The sequence below is a fragment of the Roseateles sp. FW305-36 genome (assembly GCF_058787015.1).
The window spans coordinates 99,770-116,974 of record NZ_JBYSZK010000009.1 but is presented as its reverse complement, the minus strand read 5'-3'; the positions used below and the strand labels follow the sequence as shown (position 1 = coordinate 116,974).

The 17,205-nt window shown below is 70.0% G+C and carries 17 protein-coding genes; 5 read left to right on the top strand and 12 right to left on the bottom strand.

From position 1 onward, the window contains the following. A complete protein-coding gene (locus tag AC3WOE_RS17735; RefSeq protein WP_492692290.1) occupies positions 1-1,506 on the top strand; it encodes a serine/threonine-protein kinase in 1,506 nt (501 codons plus the stop codon). A gap of 5 nt (positions 1,507-1,511) precedes the next feature. Here the strand turns inward: AC3WOE_RS17735 and AC3WOE_RS17730 are convergent, their stop codons facing one another. Both AC3WOE_RS17730 and AC3WOE_RS17725 read right to left on the bottom strand, forming a co-directional pair. Further along, positions 1,512-3,533, bottom strand: coding sequence for a diguanylate cyclase (locus tag AC3WOE_RS17730; RefSeq protein WP_492692288.1), 2,022 nt, complete (start codon positions 3,531-3,533; stop codon positions 1,512-1,514). Further along, positions 3,530-4,585 carry a GGDEF domain-containing protein gene (locus AC3WOE_RS17725; protein WP_492692287.1) on the bottom strand — a complete coding sequence of 352 codons (1,056 nt, stop codon included), beginning with the start codon at positions 4,583-4,585 and terminating at the stop codon, positions 3,530-3,532. The genes AC3WOE_RS17730 and AC3WOE_RS17725 overlap by 4 nt, the downstream gene beginning before the upstream one ends. A 176-nt stretch (positions 4,586-4,761) precedes the next feature. On the opposite strand from AC3WOE_RS17725, the gene AC3WOE_RS17720 reads away from it, so the two are divergent. After that, a complete protein-coding gene (locus tag AC3WOE_RS17720) occupies positions 4,762-5,382 on the top strand; it encodes a hypothetical protein (RefSeq protein WP_492692285.1) in 621 nt (206 codons plus the stop codon). Here AC3WOE_RS17720 and AC3WOE_RS17715 read toward each other — a convergent pair. Next, positions 5,375-6,283, bottom strand: coding sequence for a class I SAM-dependent methyltransferase (locus AC3WOE_RS17715; RefSeq protein WP_492692284.1), 909 nt, complete (start codon positions 6,281-6,283; stop codon positions 5,375-5,377). The two genes, AC3WOE_RS17720 and AC3WOE_RS17715, sit on opposite strands and share 8 nt — an antisense overlap. Before the next feature lie 32 nt (positions 6,284-6,315). On the opposite strand from AC3WOE_RS17715, the gene AC3WOE_RS17710 reads away from it, so the two are divergent. Beyond that, positions 6,316-7,230: a glutaminase gene (locus AC3WOE_RS17710; RefSeq protein WP_492692283.1), complete on the top strand. Its 915-nt coding sequence runs from the start codon at positions 6,316-6,318 to the stop codon at positions 7,228-7,230. Here the strand turns inward: AC3WOE_RS17710 and AC3WOE_RS17705 are convergent. From AC3WOE_RS17705 to AC3WOE_RS17675, 7 genes are all read right to left on the bottom strand, one after another. Further along, a complete protein-coding gene (locus tag AC3WOE_RS17705) occupies positions 7,216-8,226 on the bottom strand; it encodes an AraC family transcriptional regulator (RefSeq protein WP_492692281.1) in 1,011 nt (336 codons plus the stop codon). The genes AC3WOE_RS17710 and AC3WOE_RS17705 overlap by 15 nt on opposite strands. After that, positions 8,223-9,041, bottom strand: a complete 819-nt coding sequence (locus AC3WOE_RS17700) for an oxidoreductase (RefSeq protein ID WP_492692280.1) — start codon at positions 9,039-9,041, stop codon at positions 8,223-8,225. The genes AC3WOE_RS17705 and AC3WOE_RS17700 overlap by 4 nt, the downstream gene beginning before the upstream one ends. Before the next feature lie 139 nt (positions 9,042-9,180). Beyond that, positions 9,181-9,789 (bottom strand): redoxin domain-containing protein, encoded by a 609-nt coding sequence (locus tag AC3WOE_RS17695; RefSeq protein WP_492692278.1) that lies wholly within the window; start codon positions 9,787-9,789, stop codon positions 9,181-9,183. Beyond that, positions 9,786-11,885: a protein-disulfide reductase DsbD family protein gene (locus AC3WOE_RS17690; RefSeq protein WP_492692276.1), complete on the bottom strand. Its 2,100-nt coding sequence runs from the start codon at positions 11,883-11,885 to the stop codon at positions 9,786-9,788. The genes AC3WOE_RS17695 and AC3WOE_RS17690 overlap by 4 nt, the downstream gene beginning before the upstream one ends. Positions 11,886-11,894: 9 nt before the next feature. Beyond that, complete coding sequence (locus AC3WOE_RS17685) at positions 11,895-12,449, bottom strand: tRNA-uridine aminocarboxypropyltransferase (protein WP_492692275.1); 555 nt, start codon at positions 12,447-12,449, stop codon at positions 11,895-11,897. 10 nt (positions 12,450-12,459) lie between these two features. Then, entirely contained in the window at positions 12,460-13,035 is a 576-nt protein-coding gene (locus tag AC3WOE_RS17680; RefSeq protein ID WP_492692273.1) for a hypothetical protein, read from the bottom strand. Positions 13,036-13,152: 117 nt separating this feature from the next. Continuing rightward, the gene (locus tag AC3WOE_RS17675) at positions 13,153-13,326 is read right to left on the bottom strand and encodes a hypothetical protein (RefSeq protein ID WP_492692272.1); all 174 of its coding nucleotides are present in this window, start codon (positions 13,324-13,326) and stop codon (positions 13,153-13,155) included. A 170-nt stretch (positions 13,327-13,496) separates the two neighbouring features. On the opposite strand from AC3WOE_RS17675, the gene AC3WOE_RS17670 reads away from it, so the two are divergent. Continuing rightward, on the top strand, positions 13,497-14,873 hold the full coding sequence (locus AC3WOE_RS17670) for a leucyl aminopeptidase family protein (RefSeq protein ID WP_492692270.1): 1,377 nt from the start codon (positions 13,497-13,499) through the stop codon (positions 14,871-14,873). A 218-nt stretch (positions 14,874-15,091) separates the two neighbouring features. Here AC3WOE_RS17670 and AC3WOE_RS17665 read toward each other — a convergent pair whose 3' ends face one another. Beyond that, complete coding sequence (locus tag AC3WOE_RS17665; protein ID WP_492692268.1) at positions 15,092-15,961, bottom strand: ProQ/FINO family protein; 870 nt, start codon at positions 15,959-15,961, stop codon at positions 15,092-15,094. A gap of 59 nt (positions 15,962-16,020) precedes the next feature. Here AC3WOE_RS17665 and AC3WOE_RS17660 point away from each other — a divergent pair, with 59 nt between their 5' ends. Continuing rightward, positions 16,021-16,503, top strand: a complete 483-nt coding sequence (locus tag AC3WOE_RS17660; RefSeq protein ID WP_492692267.1) for a GFA family protein — start codon at positions 16,021-16,023, stop codon at positions 16,501-16,503. Here the strand turns inward: AC3WOE_RS17660 and AC3WOE_RS17655 are convergent. Beyond that, positions 16,500-17,174, bottom strand: coding sequence for a DUF4197 domain-containing protein (locus AC3WOE_RS17655; RefSeq protein ID WP_492692266.1), 675 nt, complete (start codon positions 17,172-17,174; stop codon positions 16,500-16,502). The two genes, AC3WOE_RS17660 and AC3WOE_RS17655, sit on opposite strands and share 4 nt — an antisense overlap. Positions 17,175-17,205: the final 31 nt, after the last annotated feature.

The following is a 17,205-nucleotide window of genomic DNA, read 5'->3' as shown; positions in this document are numbered from 1 at the left end:
ATGAGCGACAAGAAGCACCCAACGCAGCTGGGCAAGTACCGCATCACCGAGGTTCTCGGTGAAGGCGCGATGGGTGTCGTCTACAAGGGTTTCGACCCGGACATCCAGCGCACCGTCGCGCTGAAGACCATTCGCACCCAGCTCGACGCGGACGACGACAGCCCGGGCGCGCCGGCTTCGCGCTTTCGCAACGAGGCCCAGGCCGCCGGCCGGCTGATGCACCCCGGCATCGTCGCCGTCTACGACTTCGGCCGCGACGAGAACGTCGCCTACATCGCCATGGAGTTCGTCGAGGGCAGGTCCCTGGCGAGCTACCTCAGCGCCAAGGTCCGCTTCACCGACACCGACATCCCGGGCATCATGAGCCAACTGCTCGATGCCCTGGACCACGCCCACGAGAAGGGCGTCTGGCACCGCGACATCAAGCCCGCCAACATCATCATGACGACGGCCGGGCGGCTCAAGGTGGCCGACTTCGGCATCGCCCGCATCGAGAGCACCAACCTCACGCAGACCCACTACATGGTGGGCACGCCCAGCCACATGGCGCCCGAGCAGTTCCTCGGCAAGCCCATGGACCGGCGCGTGGACATCTACGGCGCCGGCGTCGTGCTCTACCAGCTGCTCACCGGCCGCGCGCCCTTTGCCGGCACGACCGAGGCACTGATGTACAAGGTCGTCAACGACATGCCCCAGCCACCGTCGACGGTGGAAGGCGTGGAGCGCCCCGGCTGGTTCGACGCCATCATCGCCCGCGCCCTGGCCAAGCGCCCGGACGACCGCTATGCCACCGCCGAGGAATTCAAGCAGGCGCTGACCGCCGGCATCGGCCAGGTCATCGACGACTCGTCCTGGGAAAAGACCGTCATGCTGGCGCCGGCGCGCGCCAAACCCGCCCAGCCCCTGGCCACGCCGACGCATGCGCCGCCGTCGCTGTCGGGCACCTCTCTGCCCGGAACGGCCGGTTCGGTGGGCTCGGTCGGTACCGCCAGTGCGCCGACGCCCTCGCACTGGGACAAGGCCCAGCTCAACCAGGCCGAGATGACGTTGGCCCGGCATGTCGGCCCGCTGGCCAGCGTGCTGGTGCGCCGCGCCGCGCGTGAATGCCACGACATCAACGAGCTCTACAACAAGCTCGCCGAGCAGGTGACCGACCCGCGTGCCCGCGACGCCTTCCTGGGCCAGGCCAGCCTGGTCACCGGCGGCCACCACCACCGCACGGCGGGCGGTGGCACGGCCGGTTCGCCTTCTTCTCACGGCAGCTCCAAAGGCGCCACCGCAGGTTCTGCCGGGGGCACCATGATTGGCGGCCCGCTGAACGAAGCCGTCATGGACAAGGCCCAGGTCGTGCTGGGCAGGTACGTCGGCCCCATCGCCAAGGTGCTGATCAAGCGTGCCGCCGCCGGCACGGACAGCCGGGCGGTGTTCTTCAACCGGCTCGCCGAGGCCGTCAACGACCCGGCAGCCCGCGCCAAGCTGCTGGCCGAGCTGAGCCGTCTCTCCTGAGCCTCTCAGCCCTGGGGGCCGGGCACCGTGGCGAGGACGGCGTCCCCGGCAGCGCCTGCCTCGGACAATGCCGTGCGCAGCCGCTCGTGGCGCGCCGCGTCGCGTACAGCCCCGTCCGCCAGCGCCATGACGCAGACCGCGCGGTTGCGGCCCGCCTGCTTGGCCAGGTAGAGGGCTTGGTCGGCCAACCCGACGGCGTCCTGCCAGCGCTGGCCCGCATGCGCCGGCCACACGCTGGCGCCGGCCGATGCCGTCACGGTCAGCGTCGTGCCATCGGGCAGCGTCACCGGCCCGCCGCCCAGCCGCGCCAGCGCCCGTGCCACCGGCCCTTCAAGCGCATCGGCCTCGCAGCCCGGCAGCATCAGCAGGAATTCCTCGCCGCCCCAGCGCACCAATGCGTCGCTGCCGCGCAGACCGTCCTGCAGCCGCCGCGCGACGGCCTGCAGCACGGCATCGCCGGTCGCATGCCCGTGACGGTCGTTGACCTGCTTGAAATGATCCACATCGAGCAGCACCAGGCCCATGGCCGCCGCCGGCTCGGCGGCCAGGCGCTGCTCCGCGTGGCGACGGTTGAAAGCGCCGGTCAGCGCGTCGCGGCTGGCCTGAGCGTCGAGCTGGTCATTGGCGACCTGCAGGCGGCGGTTGCGCCGCTGCACCTGCATCAGGCCGCGGCCAATGAGGACTCCGCCGAGCAGCAATGCAAACGCCGCCACGCCCCACGCACGCTGCTGCAGTGCGCGTGCGGTCGCCTCGGCCGTGTCACGCTGTTGTTGCACCTCCAACCGCTCGATCTCCAGCGCGCGGCGGTCGGCATCGAAGCGGCTCTGCTGCTCCTGGGCCGCGGTGTCGTTCTGGCGCTGCGCGACCTGCTCCAGCGACTGCTGCTGCTCGCGCAGCGTCGCGATGGCCTCGCCGTAGCGGCCGGCGGCCTCATAGGCAATCGACAACTGCTCCAGCAGGTCGGTGGCCTCCAGCGGCATGTTCAAGCCCTGCACCGTGGCCACGCCCTCGCGCGCCAGCGCGATGCCGGCCTCGGCCTGGCCGAGGTGCACCATCGCCACGCCACGGTTCACCCGCGTGAAGGCCACCATGACGGTGTCATCCAGACGACGTGCCAGCTTCTCGCCTTCCAGCGCGTGGGCGTAGGCCTTGGCATGCGTGCCGGGGTCGCCGTTGTAGTAGTGGGCGAGGTTGTTCAGGGCCACCAGCTCGGAGCCTTCGTCCTTGATGCGCCGGGCCAGGCTCAAGGCCTCCTGCAGGGCCACGAACTCGCGCCGACGGTCGTGAGTGGAGGCGTAGGCATAGCTCTGGTCGATGAGCAGCGAGACGACATATTGCTGATTGCCGATGGCACGGGCGCGAGCCATGGCCTCGTCGAGATTCTGCAGCGCGGCACCGAAGTCGCGCCTCAGCATGTGGACGCTGGACAGCTGGTTCAGGCTGCGCAGCTTGTCCATGGGGCTGCCGCTGGTGGCGGCCTGGCGAGCCGCCTCCAGGCCCGCCTGCAGCGCAGCCGCGGCATCGCCCAGGCGTTCCAGCGCCTGTGACTGGGCATAGACGACGTTGAAGCGATCCTTGGGCGAGCCGACGGGCGGCCTGGCCGCCAGCTGGGCCAGCAGCTCGCGGATGCGCGGGGAGTTGTGCTCGCCGAGGGCCTCGTACAACGACACCAGCAGCAACTCGGTGGCGCAGGGTTCGCAGCCCTCGCGGGCGGCCATCACCTGCAGCACGGCAAGCGAGGCGCGCAGGGCTGTGGCGTCCGGCACGGCGCGCGCCTGAGCGGCCACGGCGGCGTAGTAGCGCTGGCGCAGGGCCTGCGGCGCATCGTCAGGCGGCGGGCCGGCGTCACGCAGCCGCTGCAAGGCTTCGTCGGCCGGGCCGGCACCGCGCTGGTTGAAGTCGTCGAGCAACGCCTGCACGGCAGCCGTGCGCGCGGCGTCGTCCTGCGCCACAGCGACCGGCGCGCCCAACAGCAGGGCCCAGCACCCGGCCTGGAGCAACCAGCCCCGCCAGTCACCGCGCCTCATGCGTCACCTTCCCGGCCAGCCGGCGCGGGCCCGAGCACCTCGATCCACCGCGGGGCCGCGTCGGGACCGTCCACCTGCACCTGCAGGGCGCGGTTGCGGCCACCGGCCTTGGCGCGGTAGAGCGCGGCGTCGGCGCTCGCCAGCGCATCCGCCCAGGGCTGCTGCGCCCATGCCGGCCAACTCACCACGCCGGCCGACACGGTGACCGCCAGCGGCTGTACCGTGCCGGCAACGAACGGCGATCCGGCCACGGTCGACAGCAGCCGCTCAATGAATGCCAAGGTGCCGGCATCGCTGGCGCCCGGCTTGAGCAGCAGCAGGAACTCTTCTCCGCCCCAGCGCGCAACGAGGTCGCCATCGCGGACGAGCGCGCCCAGGCGTCGGGCCAGCTCCTGCAGCACGGCGTCGCCCGCCGGATGGCCGTGGCTGTCGTTGATGCGCTTGAAGTGATCGACGTCCAGCAGCAACAGCATCGCGCCTTGCGGCACCCCCCGGGCCTGCAGGCCGTCCAGCACCTGCTGCGCATGACCGCGGTTGAACAGCTGCGTCAGCGGATCGCGCGAGCTGTGCTCCTGCAGCAGCGCGCGGTTGCCGCGCAGCAGCCGCAGACGGCGGCGCGACAGCAGCAGCCATTGGGCCAGCACCGCACAGGCCAGCAATGCCGTGACGCCAAGCGCCACCGTCAACCGCTGGGCGGCGACCTGGGTGCCCCGTTCGGCGTCGCGCCGCTCGGCCTCCAGCCGCAGCCGCTCCAGCTGCTGACTCTGCCGTTCACTGGCAAAGCGTTCGCGCAGCGCCACGGCCATGCGCGCGCGCTCGGCCTGCCGTTGTTCATCGGTGCGCCGCGCCAGCTCTCGCAACAGGCGCAGGGCCTGCTGGCGTTGGCCACGCTCCTCCAACTGGGCCGCCTGCCGGGCCAGCTCGCGCAGCGCGCCGGCGTCGCCGTCGGCATCGCCCACCAGCGGCGGCTCGGCCGGCGCCATGCCGGCGATGCAGAGGGCGGCGGCGACCATCAAGCGACGGGCAAAGGGCCAGGAACATCGCGGCGGCATGCCGGGATTCTGCATGGCCGGCGACGAGGGTATGGCCTCGCGGTGGACTCGCCCGTGAGCTTTTAGGCGCTGGCCCCCCGTGCGCTGACCGCGGCCTCGTGAATATCCCCCCGGGGCCGGTCCGGTCCCCGTGGCAACATCGCGCCCGTTTTCCGCGTACTCCGAAATCCCACACCATGAAGAAAACCGCACTGTCCGCCGCACTCGCTCTGGCCACCCTGTTGATCGCGCCGCTCGCGTCGGCCCAGGACATCCGCGCCGTCACGGAAGACGGACGCCGCGTGCTGCTGGGCGCGGATGGCAAATGGCGCTTCGATGCCAAGGCCCGTCCGGGCAGCGCCACCGCCACGGAAGGCGGATCGCCCTACCAGACGTCGGTGAAGAAGATCACGCTGAACTTCAACACCGCCGAGTGGATGCTGACCGCCAAGCGCGACGGCGAGGCCTCCAACAAGCGGCTGTTCCAGCACCGCAACCTGCCCATCTACGCCATGGTCATCGCCGACGAACTGCCGGCCAGCAACGAGTCGCTGAAGGCCGCCATCTTCAGCAACGCGTCGTCGGGCGGCTTCACGACGACCACGCTGATCGACCAGTCCAAGCAGCTCTCCGGACACCAGATTGGCGAAGTTCGTTTCGCTGCCGCCAACAAGAGCGGCATGGAATTCGTCTTCTCGTCCTACTACTACGCCGACGAAGACGGCAATGTGCAACTGATGTGCTACACGGCGCAGTCGCTGTTCCACAAATACCAGGCCGAGTGCGAGAAGCTGCTGAACGGCTTGTCGATCAAGTAGGGCCCGCGTCGACGCGCCGGTAGAGGGCCACCTTCAGGCTGCGGTCCGGCGACGCGTCGGCGAACGCCGCGGGATTGGCCACCCGCTCCACGAACTGCAGCTCCGGTGCGCCCTCGGCCACGGCGTCGCGCAGGAAGTCCAGGCCCAACTCTGGCGCATTCAGGCAAAGCAGCGCCTGCCCGCCCGGTGCCAGCAGGGCCGGCAGGCGCCGGGCGAGCCGCAGATAGTCCTTGGTCGCGACAAAGCTGCCCTTCTGGAAGCTGGGCGGGTCGCAGATGACGAGGTCGTAGGGGCCACCGCGCGTCAGCTTGCCCCAGGAGTTGAAGATGTCGTGGGCCAGGAACTTGGCGCCGGCCTTCACGCCGTTGAGTTCATGGTTGCTGCGGCCGATGGCGAGCGCCCCTGACGCCATGTCCACATTGACCACCTCGGCCGCGCCGGCATGCAGCGCGACGACCGAGAAGGCGCAGGTGTAGGCGAACAGGTTGAGCACCTTGGCGCCCGGCTGCACGTGCTCGCGCACCCAGCGCCGGCCCTCGGCCATGTCGAGAAACAGACCGTGGTTCTGGCCGCGCAGCAGGTGGACGATGTAGCGCGCACCGGCCTCGGTGACGACATGCGGCTCGGGCACGGCGCCTGCCATCAACCGTGTTTCGGCGCCCTCGCCGCGGCACTGGTAGATCCAGGGAGCATCGGGCCAGCGCGCGATCAGCGCGGCGGCAACGGCGGCGAGCTCGTCCTCGGTCAACGGCTTGAAGCTGGTCAGCAGCAGCAGCGGTGGATAGGCATCCAGCGCGAGGTGCTCGCAGCCGGGGTACAGGCCGCCGCGTCCATGAAAGATCCGTCGGGCGTCTTGAGGAAGTTCCGCCGTCGCGGCGATGGCATCGAGCAGGGCTTGCATGGGCCGTCATTGTCGAGTCCAGAATGCCGCTCATGGACTTCCAGCTCATGCTCGACGAGATCAACGACGAACTGCGACCGCAGCTGGCCACGGCCGGCGGCAAGGTGGCCAGCTACATCCCGGCGCTGGCGCGGGTGTCGCCGCTGCAGTTCGGCATCGCGCTGCGCACCTGCTCCGGCGAGACGGCCGCTGCCGGCGACAGCGCCACGCCCTTCTCCATCCAGAGCATGTCCAAGGTGTTCTCGCTGACGCTGGCCATCCGAGCCCTGGGCGAGGCCATGTGGGATCGCATCGGCCGCGAGCCCTCGGGCAGCCCCTTCAACTCGCTGGTGCAGTTGGAGTCGGAGCGCGGCATCCCGCGCAACCCCTTCATCAATGCCGGTGCGATCGCCGTGGCGGACCGGCTGGTCTCACAGGGCGACGCCAAGGTCGAACTGCTGGCGCTGTTGGGCCGGCTTTGCGGCGAAGCCGTCCACATCGACGCGGAAGTCGCGCAGTCGGAAGCCGACACGGGTTTCCGCAACACGGCGCTGGCCAATTTCATGAAGGCCTTCGGCACGCTGGACAACGAGGTGGCCACGGTGCTTGACGTCTACTTCAACCAGTGCGCCATTGCGATGAGCTGCGAGCAGGTGGCCTGCGCCGCCGGCTTTCTGTGCCGCGATGGCCGGCATCCGCTGGCCGGCACGCCGGTGCTGAGCGAGGCGCAGACGCGGCGCGTCAACGCGCTGATGCTGACCTGCGGCACCTACGATGCGGCCGGCGAGTTCGCCTTCCGCATCGGCCTGCCCTGCAAGAGCGGCGTCGGCGGCGGCATCGTCGCCGTCGTGCCCGACCGACTCAGCCTGTGCGTGTGGTCGCCGGCGCTGGACCCGACCGGGAACTCGCTGCTGGGCCGCCGGGCGCTGGAGCTCTTCGTCGCGAAGACGGGGCTATCGGTGTTCTGAGTCCTGGCGCCAGCGTTCCGGCGAGGAGCCTGTCCAACCCTGGAAGGCGCGAAAAAAGGAGTTGGGGTCCTCGAAGCCGAGCAGGAAGGAAATCTCGGCATGTGAGAGCCGCGTCTGCGCCAGGTAGTGGCGGGCCAGGCCGGCACGGATGTCGGCAACCAGGGCCTGGAAGTTCAGCCCTTCTTCGCCCAGGCGACGCTGCAGCGTGCGCCGGCTCATTGCCAGCCGCGACGCCACGGCATCGATGCCGGACTGGCCACCGGGCAGGGATTCGAGCAGCAGTGCGCGCACCCGCTCGCCGACGGTCGCCGACGCATCCAGCTCGGCCAGGCGACGGCGCAACTCGGGCTCGAAGACGCGCCACATGGCGTCGCTGGCCGTCAGGAAGGGGCGCTCCACATCGGCCGCCGCAAAGGCGATGGCCGGCGCCCCACCGATGTCGATTGCACAACCGAACCAGGCTTCGAAATCGGCCAGCGGCTCGGGCCGTGCAGGCAGGCAAAGCTGCAAGGCAGGCAGCGGCTCGCGCGTGCCCAGCCGCCCGAGGCGCAGCAAGAAGGCGAGTTCGCCGACCAGCAGCGACAGCGGCGGCCCCTGCGACACCGCCAGCCAGCGCGGGCGCACGGCGAGCCTGCCGTCGGCGCCGGGCTGCAGGTCCAGGGCCATCGGCGCCACCAGGCGTTTGTGATGTGCCAGGCGTTGCAGCGCCGAGGCGAGATCGGGGCTGCACAGGGCGGCGAACAGCGGCGGCGAGAACACCTCCGTGCTGAGGGCATCGACCAGGCGCAGCGGGAACAGCGGATCGCCCACGGCCTCCTCCAGCGCCTGCCAGAGCCGGAAATAGCCGGCGGTGTCCAACCCGGCCTGGGGCCGGCTCAGCAGGTCATCGGGCAGGCCCGCGCGGCGCAGCACGTCGGCCGGGCGCAGGCCCAGGTCACACATCAGCGTCGCCCAGCCGGCCTCGACCAGGAAGAGCTTGGGCGACGGCGTGCTCATTTCACTTGGCTGACGATGAGGCGGTCGTAGGCCCGATCGCCAAACCACTTGCGGACGAACATCAGCAGCCGCGCGAACTTGCCCGCGACATAGCGTGTGGCCGGCCGGCGCGCCTGCACGGCCTTGGCGATGGCATCGACAACGACGGACGGCGGCGACAGCGACTCCGGCTTGTCGTAGGACTCGCGCGTCGCGCGGGCCACGGCCTGGGCCAACGCACGGTAGGGACCACTGCCGGAGCGCTTGAGCAGGGGCTCCAGCATGACTTCACCGAACTCGGTCGCGATGACTCCCGGCTCGATGACGACGACGGCTATGCCGAAGGCCGCCAGCTCCAGGCGCAGGCAGTCGCTCCAGCCCTCGACGGCATGCTTGGTGGCGTGATACCAGGCGCCCAGCGGCGTGTAGATGCGCCCGCCCATGGAGGAGAGGTTGATGATCTTGCCGGCGCCCTTGGCCCGCATGGCCGGCAGCAGCAACTGGGTCAGCCGCGCCATGCCGAAGAGGTTGACCTCGAACTGGTAGCGGGCGTCTTCCAGCGGCATGTCCTCGACAGCGCCGAACAGCCCGAAGCCGGCGTTGTTGACAAGCACGTCGACGCCGCCGTGGCTGCGGGTGATCTTCTCGACCGCGGCCACGATGTCCTCGTCGCGAGTGATGTCCATCTTCAGCGCGATGGCGCCTGCAGCCTGCAGATCCTGCATCTGCTCGACGCGTCGGGCAGCCACGTAGACGGTGTAGCCCAGTTGCAGCAGGCGCCTGGCCGTGTCCTTGCCCATGCCGGACGACGCGCCGGTGACGAGAGCGATGCTCATGAAAATCCTTGCGAATACCGGGGACCGGCGGCACCTTCAGTGTGCTGCCCTGCCCGGCGCGTCAGACTCGCAAAGTGCGCCAAACCTCCAACCAAAGATGCCAACCTGGCGCCATCCGGCGCCAAGCCGTCTCGCCAGATCAGCTCGCGTATTTCACCGAGCAGCCGTAGGGCCGCGTCGACGCCTTCTCGACCTTGCGACCCGCGGCCACGGCCGCCAGGGCTTCGGTCACATAGGGCTCAGCCTTGGCGATGTCGGCCTTGTCGGATGTCGCGATGCTGTCGATGCCGCCCTTGTAGGCCAGGGTGCCATCGGCCCTGATGACGTACATATGCGGCGTCGTCTGCGCGCCGTAGAGCCTGCCCAGTTCGCCCTTGGGATCAAGCAGCGTCGCGGTCGGCACGGCACCCCGATCGGTGTTGAGCTTCTGCGCCACCGCACCGTCGACGAAGCCCTGCTGGCCGGGCGCCGACGAGATCACCTGCAGCCACACCACGCCCTGCGCTGTCGCGGCCTTCTGCTGGTTCTGCATATTGCCGCTGCCGTAGTGCTTCCTCACGAAGGGGCAGTCGTGGTTGGTCCACTCCAGCACCACGGTCTTGCCCTTGTAGTCGGCCAGGTTGACCGTTTTGCCGTCGGCCGTCGTGGCGGCAAAGGCCGGTGCCGGCGCGTCGACGGTGGCGGTGGCGTGGGCCAGCGCCGGCAAAAAGATCAGGGCGGCGAGCAGGCTGCGGCGAAGCAAGGTCATGTCGAACTCCTGGAAGCGGTCGGGGGCGGCGTGGACGAAGAAATGGCCTCGACGACCAGGCCGGAGGTCAGGATCTGCGGCAGTACCTGGGCCTCGGCGGCACCCGGTGCGTAGTAGAGGTACAGAGGCACGCCGGAGCGGCCATGGGCCTTCAGCACGGCGGTGATGCTGGGGTCCTCGCGGGTCCAGTCGCCCTTGAGATAGGCGACACCGGCCTTGGCAAAGGCGTCCTTGACCTCGGGGCGCGACAGCGCGACGCGCTCGTTGACGAGGCAGGAGATGCACCAGGACGCCGTCATGTTGACGAAGACCGGCTTGTTCTGCGCACGCAATTCGGCCAGGCGCTCCGCGCTGTAGGCCTCGGTGCTGGACTCGGCGCGCACCTCGAGCGCCGCCACCGGCTTGATCCAGTGCACCACGCCCAGGGCCAGTGCCAGGCTGGCCAGCGCGGCCACGCCGCTGACAACGCCCTGGCTGGCGCGACGCAGCCACAGCGCGAAGGCGATCAGCACCAGGCCGCCCAGGGCCATCGCGACGCCGTCCGGGCCGGCCTGCTGGGCCAGCACCCACAGCAGCCAGACGACGGCCACATACATCGGGAAGGCGAGGAACTGCTTGAACTTGTCCATCCAGGCGCCCGGCCGCGGCAGCCAGCGCTGCGCCGCGGGCCAGAAGGCCAGGATCAGGAAGGGCAGGGCCAGGCCGAGGCCGAGGGCGAGGAAGACAGCCAGCATGACCGCCGCCGGCTGGGACAGCGCGAAGGCCAGCGCGGCCCCCATGAAGGGCGCCGTGCAGGGGGTGGCGACGACGGCCGCAAGCACGCCGGTGAAGAAGCTGCCCGCCAGGCCCTGCTTGGCCGCCAGGTCGGACCCCAGGCCGGTGAAGCTGCCGCCGACATCGAAGAAGCCCGACAGGTTCAAGCCGACCAGGAAGAGCAGATAGCTGACGATGAGGACGAAGACCGGCGAATGGAACTGGAAGCCCCAACCCACCTGCTGGCCACCGGCGCGCAGCGCGATCAGCACGGCGGCCAGGGCCGCGAAGCTGATCAGCACGCCGGCCGTGTAGGCCAGGCCCTCGGCCTTGTGGTTGCCTTCGCGCACCAGGGCCAGGGCCTTGATGGACAGCACCGGAAAGACGCAGGGCATCAGGTTCAGGATCAGGCCACCCACCAGGGCCAGGGCCAGGGCGGGCAGCAGGCCGAGGTCGCTCTCGGGCGTGGGCGTGGCCGCGGGCGCGGCGCCGGCCTCGGGCGCGCTCAGGTCGGCCGGGCCCGGGCCCTTGCCGGCGCCCTCGGGCATGGGCACAGAGACCGCCCAAGCTTGCTCACCCGCTGCTGTCGTCAACACGACGACGCCGGACAGCGGCTTGCCCGCCGCCACGGGCTCGTCGCCGGCGGGAATGTCCAGCGCCCAGCCGCTGCCTTCGGCGTTCAGGGCCTGCGGCGCGCTGTGGGCGACGGCGCCCCAGGTGTCGGCAAAGAAATAGGCCTTGGTCACGCCTGCCGTCGGGCCGCTGAGGCGCACACCCTGGGGCGCAGCCTTGAGCTGCACGGCGAAGGTTGCCGGCTTGGGGATGGCACCGCGCCATTCCTCGATCTGGGCCGCGTCGGGGCCCGCCTTGGCTTCGGCCGCGACCGGCAGGTCCAGACCCAGGCTGACATCTTCGGGAATGCACACGTCCTTGCAGACCAGCCATTTGACGGCGGCGGCGGGCTTGAAGCGGCTGCCCGGCTTGGCGTCGGCCGGCACCGTCAGTTCGACCAGCAACGCCGCACGGCCTTCATAGCCGTAGTTGACGATGGGGCCGATGGCCTGGATGGATGGCGTGGGCCACTGGATGGCACCGGCCTGGGCGCCCGCCCAGGCTATGGTGGTGGCCTGTCCGGAGTCACCCGGGTTCAGCCAGTAGGTATGCCAGTGCGGCTTGATGTTCTGCTCCAGCGCCACCGTGAAGCGCTGGCCCGGCGCCACCGTGGCCTGGCTGGACACGAGGCGGGCCTGCACATGCTCGGTGGCGGCCTCGGGCGGGGCGGCCAGGGCGAGCAGCGGAGCGGCCAGCAGGGCCGGAAGGAAGGGGCGCAGCAACGAGAACATCCTGAAATCCTAGGCCATACCGCTTTCACCCCGCCGTGACAGGCCTGCTTGAACAAAAGCGTCGAAAGCGGCCCACAGCGGTGCAAAGCGTTCCGGAGCCCCTTCCAGCAGGGCCAGGGCATGCAGGCCCGCCTCCAGGGTCGACAGCTGGCCGGGACGGTGCGAGCGGCGAAGCGCATAGCGACCAGGGGTCTGCGGCAGCGCCAGGCGGGGCAGCGCAGCGAGCCAGGGATTGGCAGCCAGCAACCGGCGGCTCTGGCGCCAGCTGCCATCCAGCAGGATGAGGCGATCGATGCAAGCCGGCAGCGCGGACTCGCCCTCGCCCGGGTAGAGCAGCACGGTGCCGGGGCCGGCCAGGGCCGGGTCGAACACCTCGCCGCACAGCCTTCGCGCGGCCGGGCTCAGGCCCAACGTCAGAAAAGCGGTGGTGTTCTTCGCGTGGCCGGCCTCGTCGGGGTGCTGCAGGACGACCAGCTCGGTGCGCACTGCCAGCGGGGTGGGCAGCATCGCGCACAGGCAGGTCGCGGCCGGGCGCTCGCAGCGCGGGCAGACCGCGCGGGGCATGGCTGCAGGCTCAGTTCGCCGGCGGCGACACGGAGTGCGGCGCGATCGTCGACACCGTGCTGTCGGTGCCGGCGTCGGCGGCCTCTTCCTCACCCGCACGGCGCCGCGTGCGCGTGCTCGGCAGCTTCATCTGGCGGCGCTTGGCCAGGCGGCCCGCCAGCCAGACGCCCAGGACCACGCCGAAGATGTTCAGCGCGCCGAACAGCGGCGCCGCGTTGGACGACAGCAGCATGCTCTGCAGCGGTGCGGAGTAGGCTCGCGGCTTCAGCGCGAAGCTGAAGGCGCCAAAGATCAACCAGCCCCCCCAGCCCACGCCGACGCCGGACATCATCCAGGCCAGATAGGGCCGGTGGCGGCGGCGCTGCGGCCGCAGCGTCAGATAGCCCCAGATCAGTGAGACCAGGAAGAGCAGCAGCGCGATGGCGAGCGCCTCGCCCAGCATGACCTGCAGGCTGTTGCGGCCGCCCAGCTGGGCATAGACCTGACGCGGCAGGCCGGTGGTCGCGTACTTCATGGCCGCACCCGCGCCGAAGCAATACAGCAGGAGGCCGGAAAAGAAGGCGATGGAGCGACGGGCGGCTTTCATGGAGGCGGATTCTCGACGTTGTCGGCCCCGCGATTCCGGCAGGATTTCCCGATCGGCCAAAACAAAGCCCACCGTCCAGGGGGGTGGACGGTGGGCTGAGAGGAGGGGGCTGGGGAACTAGCGCTTGCGGTCGAAGCGCTGGGCGCGGGCGAGGCCGCGACGCTCGCCGCTGTAGAAACCGGTGTCGAAGGCCTCGTGCTTGCGGCCCTTTTCGACGGATTCTGCGCTCCAGGCGGCTTCCGGGAGGGGGAGGCGGCGCGGCTGGTGTTCGGTGCGGGTCTGGATCTTCATGATGCTGTCTGGCCTTTTGGGGGCCGTCTCACGCCGAGAGCGGCGCGATTGGGAGGCACAACGGCGGCCCCGCAACGGCGGTTGACAGCCAAAACACACTTCTTTGCAGATCTGGCCTGCGGTCACCCGCTGTGTCGACAATGCCGGTTTTGGAAATCCAGGACCCCGCCATGACCGTCCAGCTGAAGAAGACCCTCCCGGCCAAGGCCACCCCCATCACTGTCGTCGACCGGGCCGCCTTCCAGGCCCTGGCTGCCGGCCTGCCCGAGGCCACGCGGGCCTGGCTGGCCACGGTCGGCTTCGTCGGCGCCCCCGACAGCCACGCCCTGGTGCCCGGCGCCGACGGCCGCCTGGCCCAGGTGTTCGCCGGCGTCGCCCACTCGGCCCACCCCTTCGCGCTGAGCGCCCTGCCCCTGGCTCTGCCGGAAGGGCTCTACAAGCTGGACGAGGCCGGCCTGGCCCTGCTGCCCGAGGCGGCGGCCATGTCCTGGGAGCTGGGCGGCTACCGCTTCGACCTCTACAAGCCGGCCAAGCGCGCCCCGGCGACGCTGGTGCTGAAGGGCGGCGCCGACTCCGAACGCGGCCTGGCCCTGGCCGCCGCCATCGCGGCGACCCGCGACCTGGTCAACACGCCGGCCGAGCACATGGGCCCGGCCGAACTGGCCGCCGCCGCCAAGGCCCTGGCCAAACAATACGACGCGAGCTACGCCGAAACCGTCGGCGACACCCTGCTGAAGAAGAACTTCCCCAGCATCCACGCGGTCGGCCGCGCGAGCATGCGCTCACCTCGTCTGATCGAGGTGAACTGGGGCAACCCCAAGCATCCCAAGCTGGCCCTGGTCGGCAAGGGCGTCTGCTTCGATACCGGCGGCCTGAACATCAAGCCCGGCGAAGGCATGCGCCAGATGAAGAAGGACATGGGCGGCGCCGCCAACGCCCTGGGCCTGGCCACGCTGATCATGGCCTTCAAGCTGCCGGTGCGGCTGCAGCTGCTGATCCCGGCGGTCGAGAACTCGATCTCGGGCAATGCCTACCGGCCCGGCGACATCATCAAGACCCGCAAGGGCCTGCACATCGAGATCGGCAACACCGACGCCGAGGGCCGGGTCATCCTCTGCGACGCCCTGGCCTATGCCGCCGAAGGCAAGCCCGACCTCGTCATCGACCTGGCGACGCTGACCGGCGCTGCCCGTGTGGCCCTCGGCGCCCAGCTGCCGGCCCTGTTCGCCAAGCACATGGACACGGCCCGCGACCTCGTCGACCTGGGCCTGAAGCTGGACGACCCGCTCTGGCATATGCCGCTGTGGGCGCCGTATCACGCCGGCATCGAAAGCACGATCGGCGACATCGTCAACACCGGCAAGAGCCCGCTGGCCGGCGCCATCAACGCGGCGCTGTTCCTGGAAGACTTCCTGCCGGCCCAGCAGGACTGGCTGCACGTCGACCTGTTCGCCTGGAACGACGCGCCGCGCGCCGGCCGCCCGGTGGGCGGCGAGGCGCAGACCATCCGCACCTTGCTCGCCTACCTGGAGCAGCGGTACATGTGAGCCCCTCGCCCAATCTCGCCCCGCTGAACGCGGGCGAGCTTGGTCGGTCCCCCGAGGGGACGGCGATGCTTGCGGCATCGAGCCGCAAGCACATCGCCGCGCGGGCCGGCTCGGTGAACTGGAGTGGGACACAAGCAGTCCCTGCGGACTGCTTGTGCCTACGGAAGGCCTTGGGACTCTGGCCCAAGGCAGGCCCAGCGCTCGGACCGAAGGCTGCGTTACTCGGCCGCCTTGTCGTCGGAGGGCGGCACCGGCTGAACGGCCGGCTCGGGCTTGGCCACCTGGGCGACGTTGGGCTTGGCCGGCTGATCGCGACGCGGCTGATCGGGCTTCCCGCCCTGACCCTGGCGCTGCGGCGGACGTCCACCTTCACGGCGGCCACCTTCCGGGCGGCCACCGCCACCGGGGCGACGGTCGTCGCGACGCGGCGGCGGGCCATCGCGGCGAGCTTCGCGCGGCGGGGCCGGCGGCGCCTCGGCGCGCTCCTTGCGCGCGATCTCCAGCAGACCCGGCAGTTCCTCGGGCGTGGTGCCCTTGAGGACGCAGAAGTTGGCTTCGGTCAGCGTCGTGCGCTCGAAATCCCACAGCAGCTGGGCGCGGTTGCGGCGCTGCTGGGCTTCCAGGCGGTGTTGCTCCTGGTCGGCCTGTTCGCGCTCCTGCTTCAGGCCACGGCGACGGGCCAGCTCTTCCTGGGCGGCCTTGAGGTGTTCCTCGGTGATCTCGCCGGCCGGCTGGCCGTCGAGGTCGAAGCGGGTCTTGGCCTGGGTCAGCGCGATCAGATAGCCGGTGCCGCCGGTGTAGCGACGCAGGAAGGCGCTGAGCTGGGCCTTGGTGAACTTGCCGGGGGCGCGCTCCTGGATGTCGGCCTGGATGCGCAGCTTGACGGGCTTGGGCTTGCCGGTGAACAGGGCCGGGAACAGGGCCTTGAGCTCTGCGGTGGCGTCGACGGGGGCAGCGGCGGACTCGGCCGGCTTGGCTTCGGGCGCAGGCGCCGCAGCGGCAGCAGCGGCCGTGTCGTCGGACGGGCTGTCAGACGGAATAGCGGGATCGGGCAGATCGGAATTCATCGCAAAGCGGTTGGCAAGCAAGGGGCGGGATTGTCGGCCATCATGGCCACCTGCACGCTTTTCGCCAAAAGGCCGCCCCCATGCACCTCGAAGGCTCCTGCCATTGCCGCAGCATCCGCTTCTCCGTCGAAGCGGATTCACCCGCTCCCTTCATGCGCTGCTACTGCTCCGTCTGCCGCAAGACGGCCGGGGCCGGCGGCTTCGCCATCAACCTCGGCGCCCTGACTCACACCATGAAGGTCAAGGGCAAGCGGCATCTGCGCATCTACCGCGCCAAGCTGGCCGACAAGTCCGGCAAGGGCAAGCACAAGAGCAGCGCGCGGCGCTACTTCTGCGTCAAATGCGGCAGCGCGCTGTGGCTGTGGGACCCGACCTGGCCCGAACTCGTGCATCCGCATGCCAGCGCCGTCGACACCCCGCTGCCGACACCCCCCGAGCATGTGCACTGCATGGTGGGCTCGAAGGCGAATTGGGTCGAAGTGGAAGGCCACGCCAGGGACCCACGCTTCGACGAATACCCCGACCAGTCACTGGCCGAGTGGCACAAGGCCCACGGCTTCTAGCCGAGCCCGCCAAACACCTTCTTGAGGATGGCGCTGCCGGTGCCCACCGGGTCCTGGCGGATCTTCTTTTCTTCCTCGCCGATCATGCGGTAGAGGCCGTCCAGGGCCCTGGCCGTCACGTATTGCTGGATATTGGCCTCGTCGCCCTTGACGAGGCCGAAGCCGCCGGCCTTCTTGGCGACGGCGTTGTACTTGTCGGCGAGGGACACCTTCTCGGTCGCCTTGGTGACGATGGGCAGGAACTGCTGGCCCAGCGGCTCCCGGGTCTTGCCGGCGAAGAACTGGGTCACCGAATCGTCGCCGCCCTTGAGGATCCTGAGACCGTCGTCGACGCTCATGTCCTTGACGGCCTTGACCAGCAGGGGCTTGGCGGCGGGTACCGCTGCCTCGGCGGCGCGGTTCATCGCGGTGACGAGTTCGTCCAGCTTGGCGCCCTGGCCGGTGGCCTTGAGCAGCTTGGCGGCGTCCTTCAGATAGCCCGGCAGCTCGATCTTGACCAGGGGGTTGCCGAGAAAGCCGTCCTGCCTGCCGAGCAGGGCGACGGCGGAGTTGGCGCCGCGCTCCAGGGCCGTGCGGATGCCGGCGTTGGCGTCACCCTCGGTCAGGCTCAGCGCCCAGGCGGGGCGCAGCAGCAGCAGGGGGGCCCAGACGATGGCATGGCGGCGTTGCATGGCAACACTCCTGGTGGAAGAAGAGCCCCAT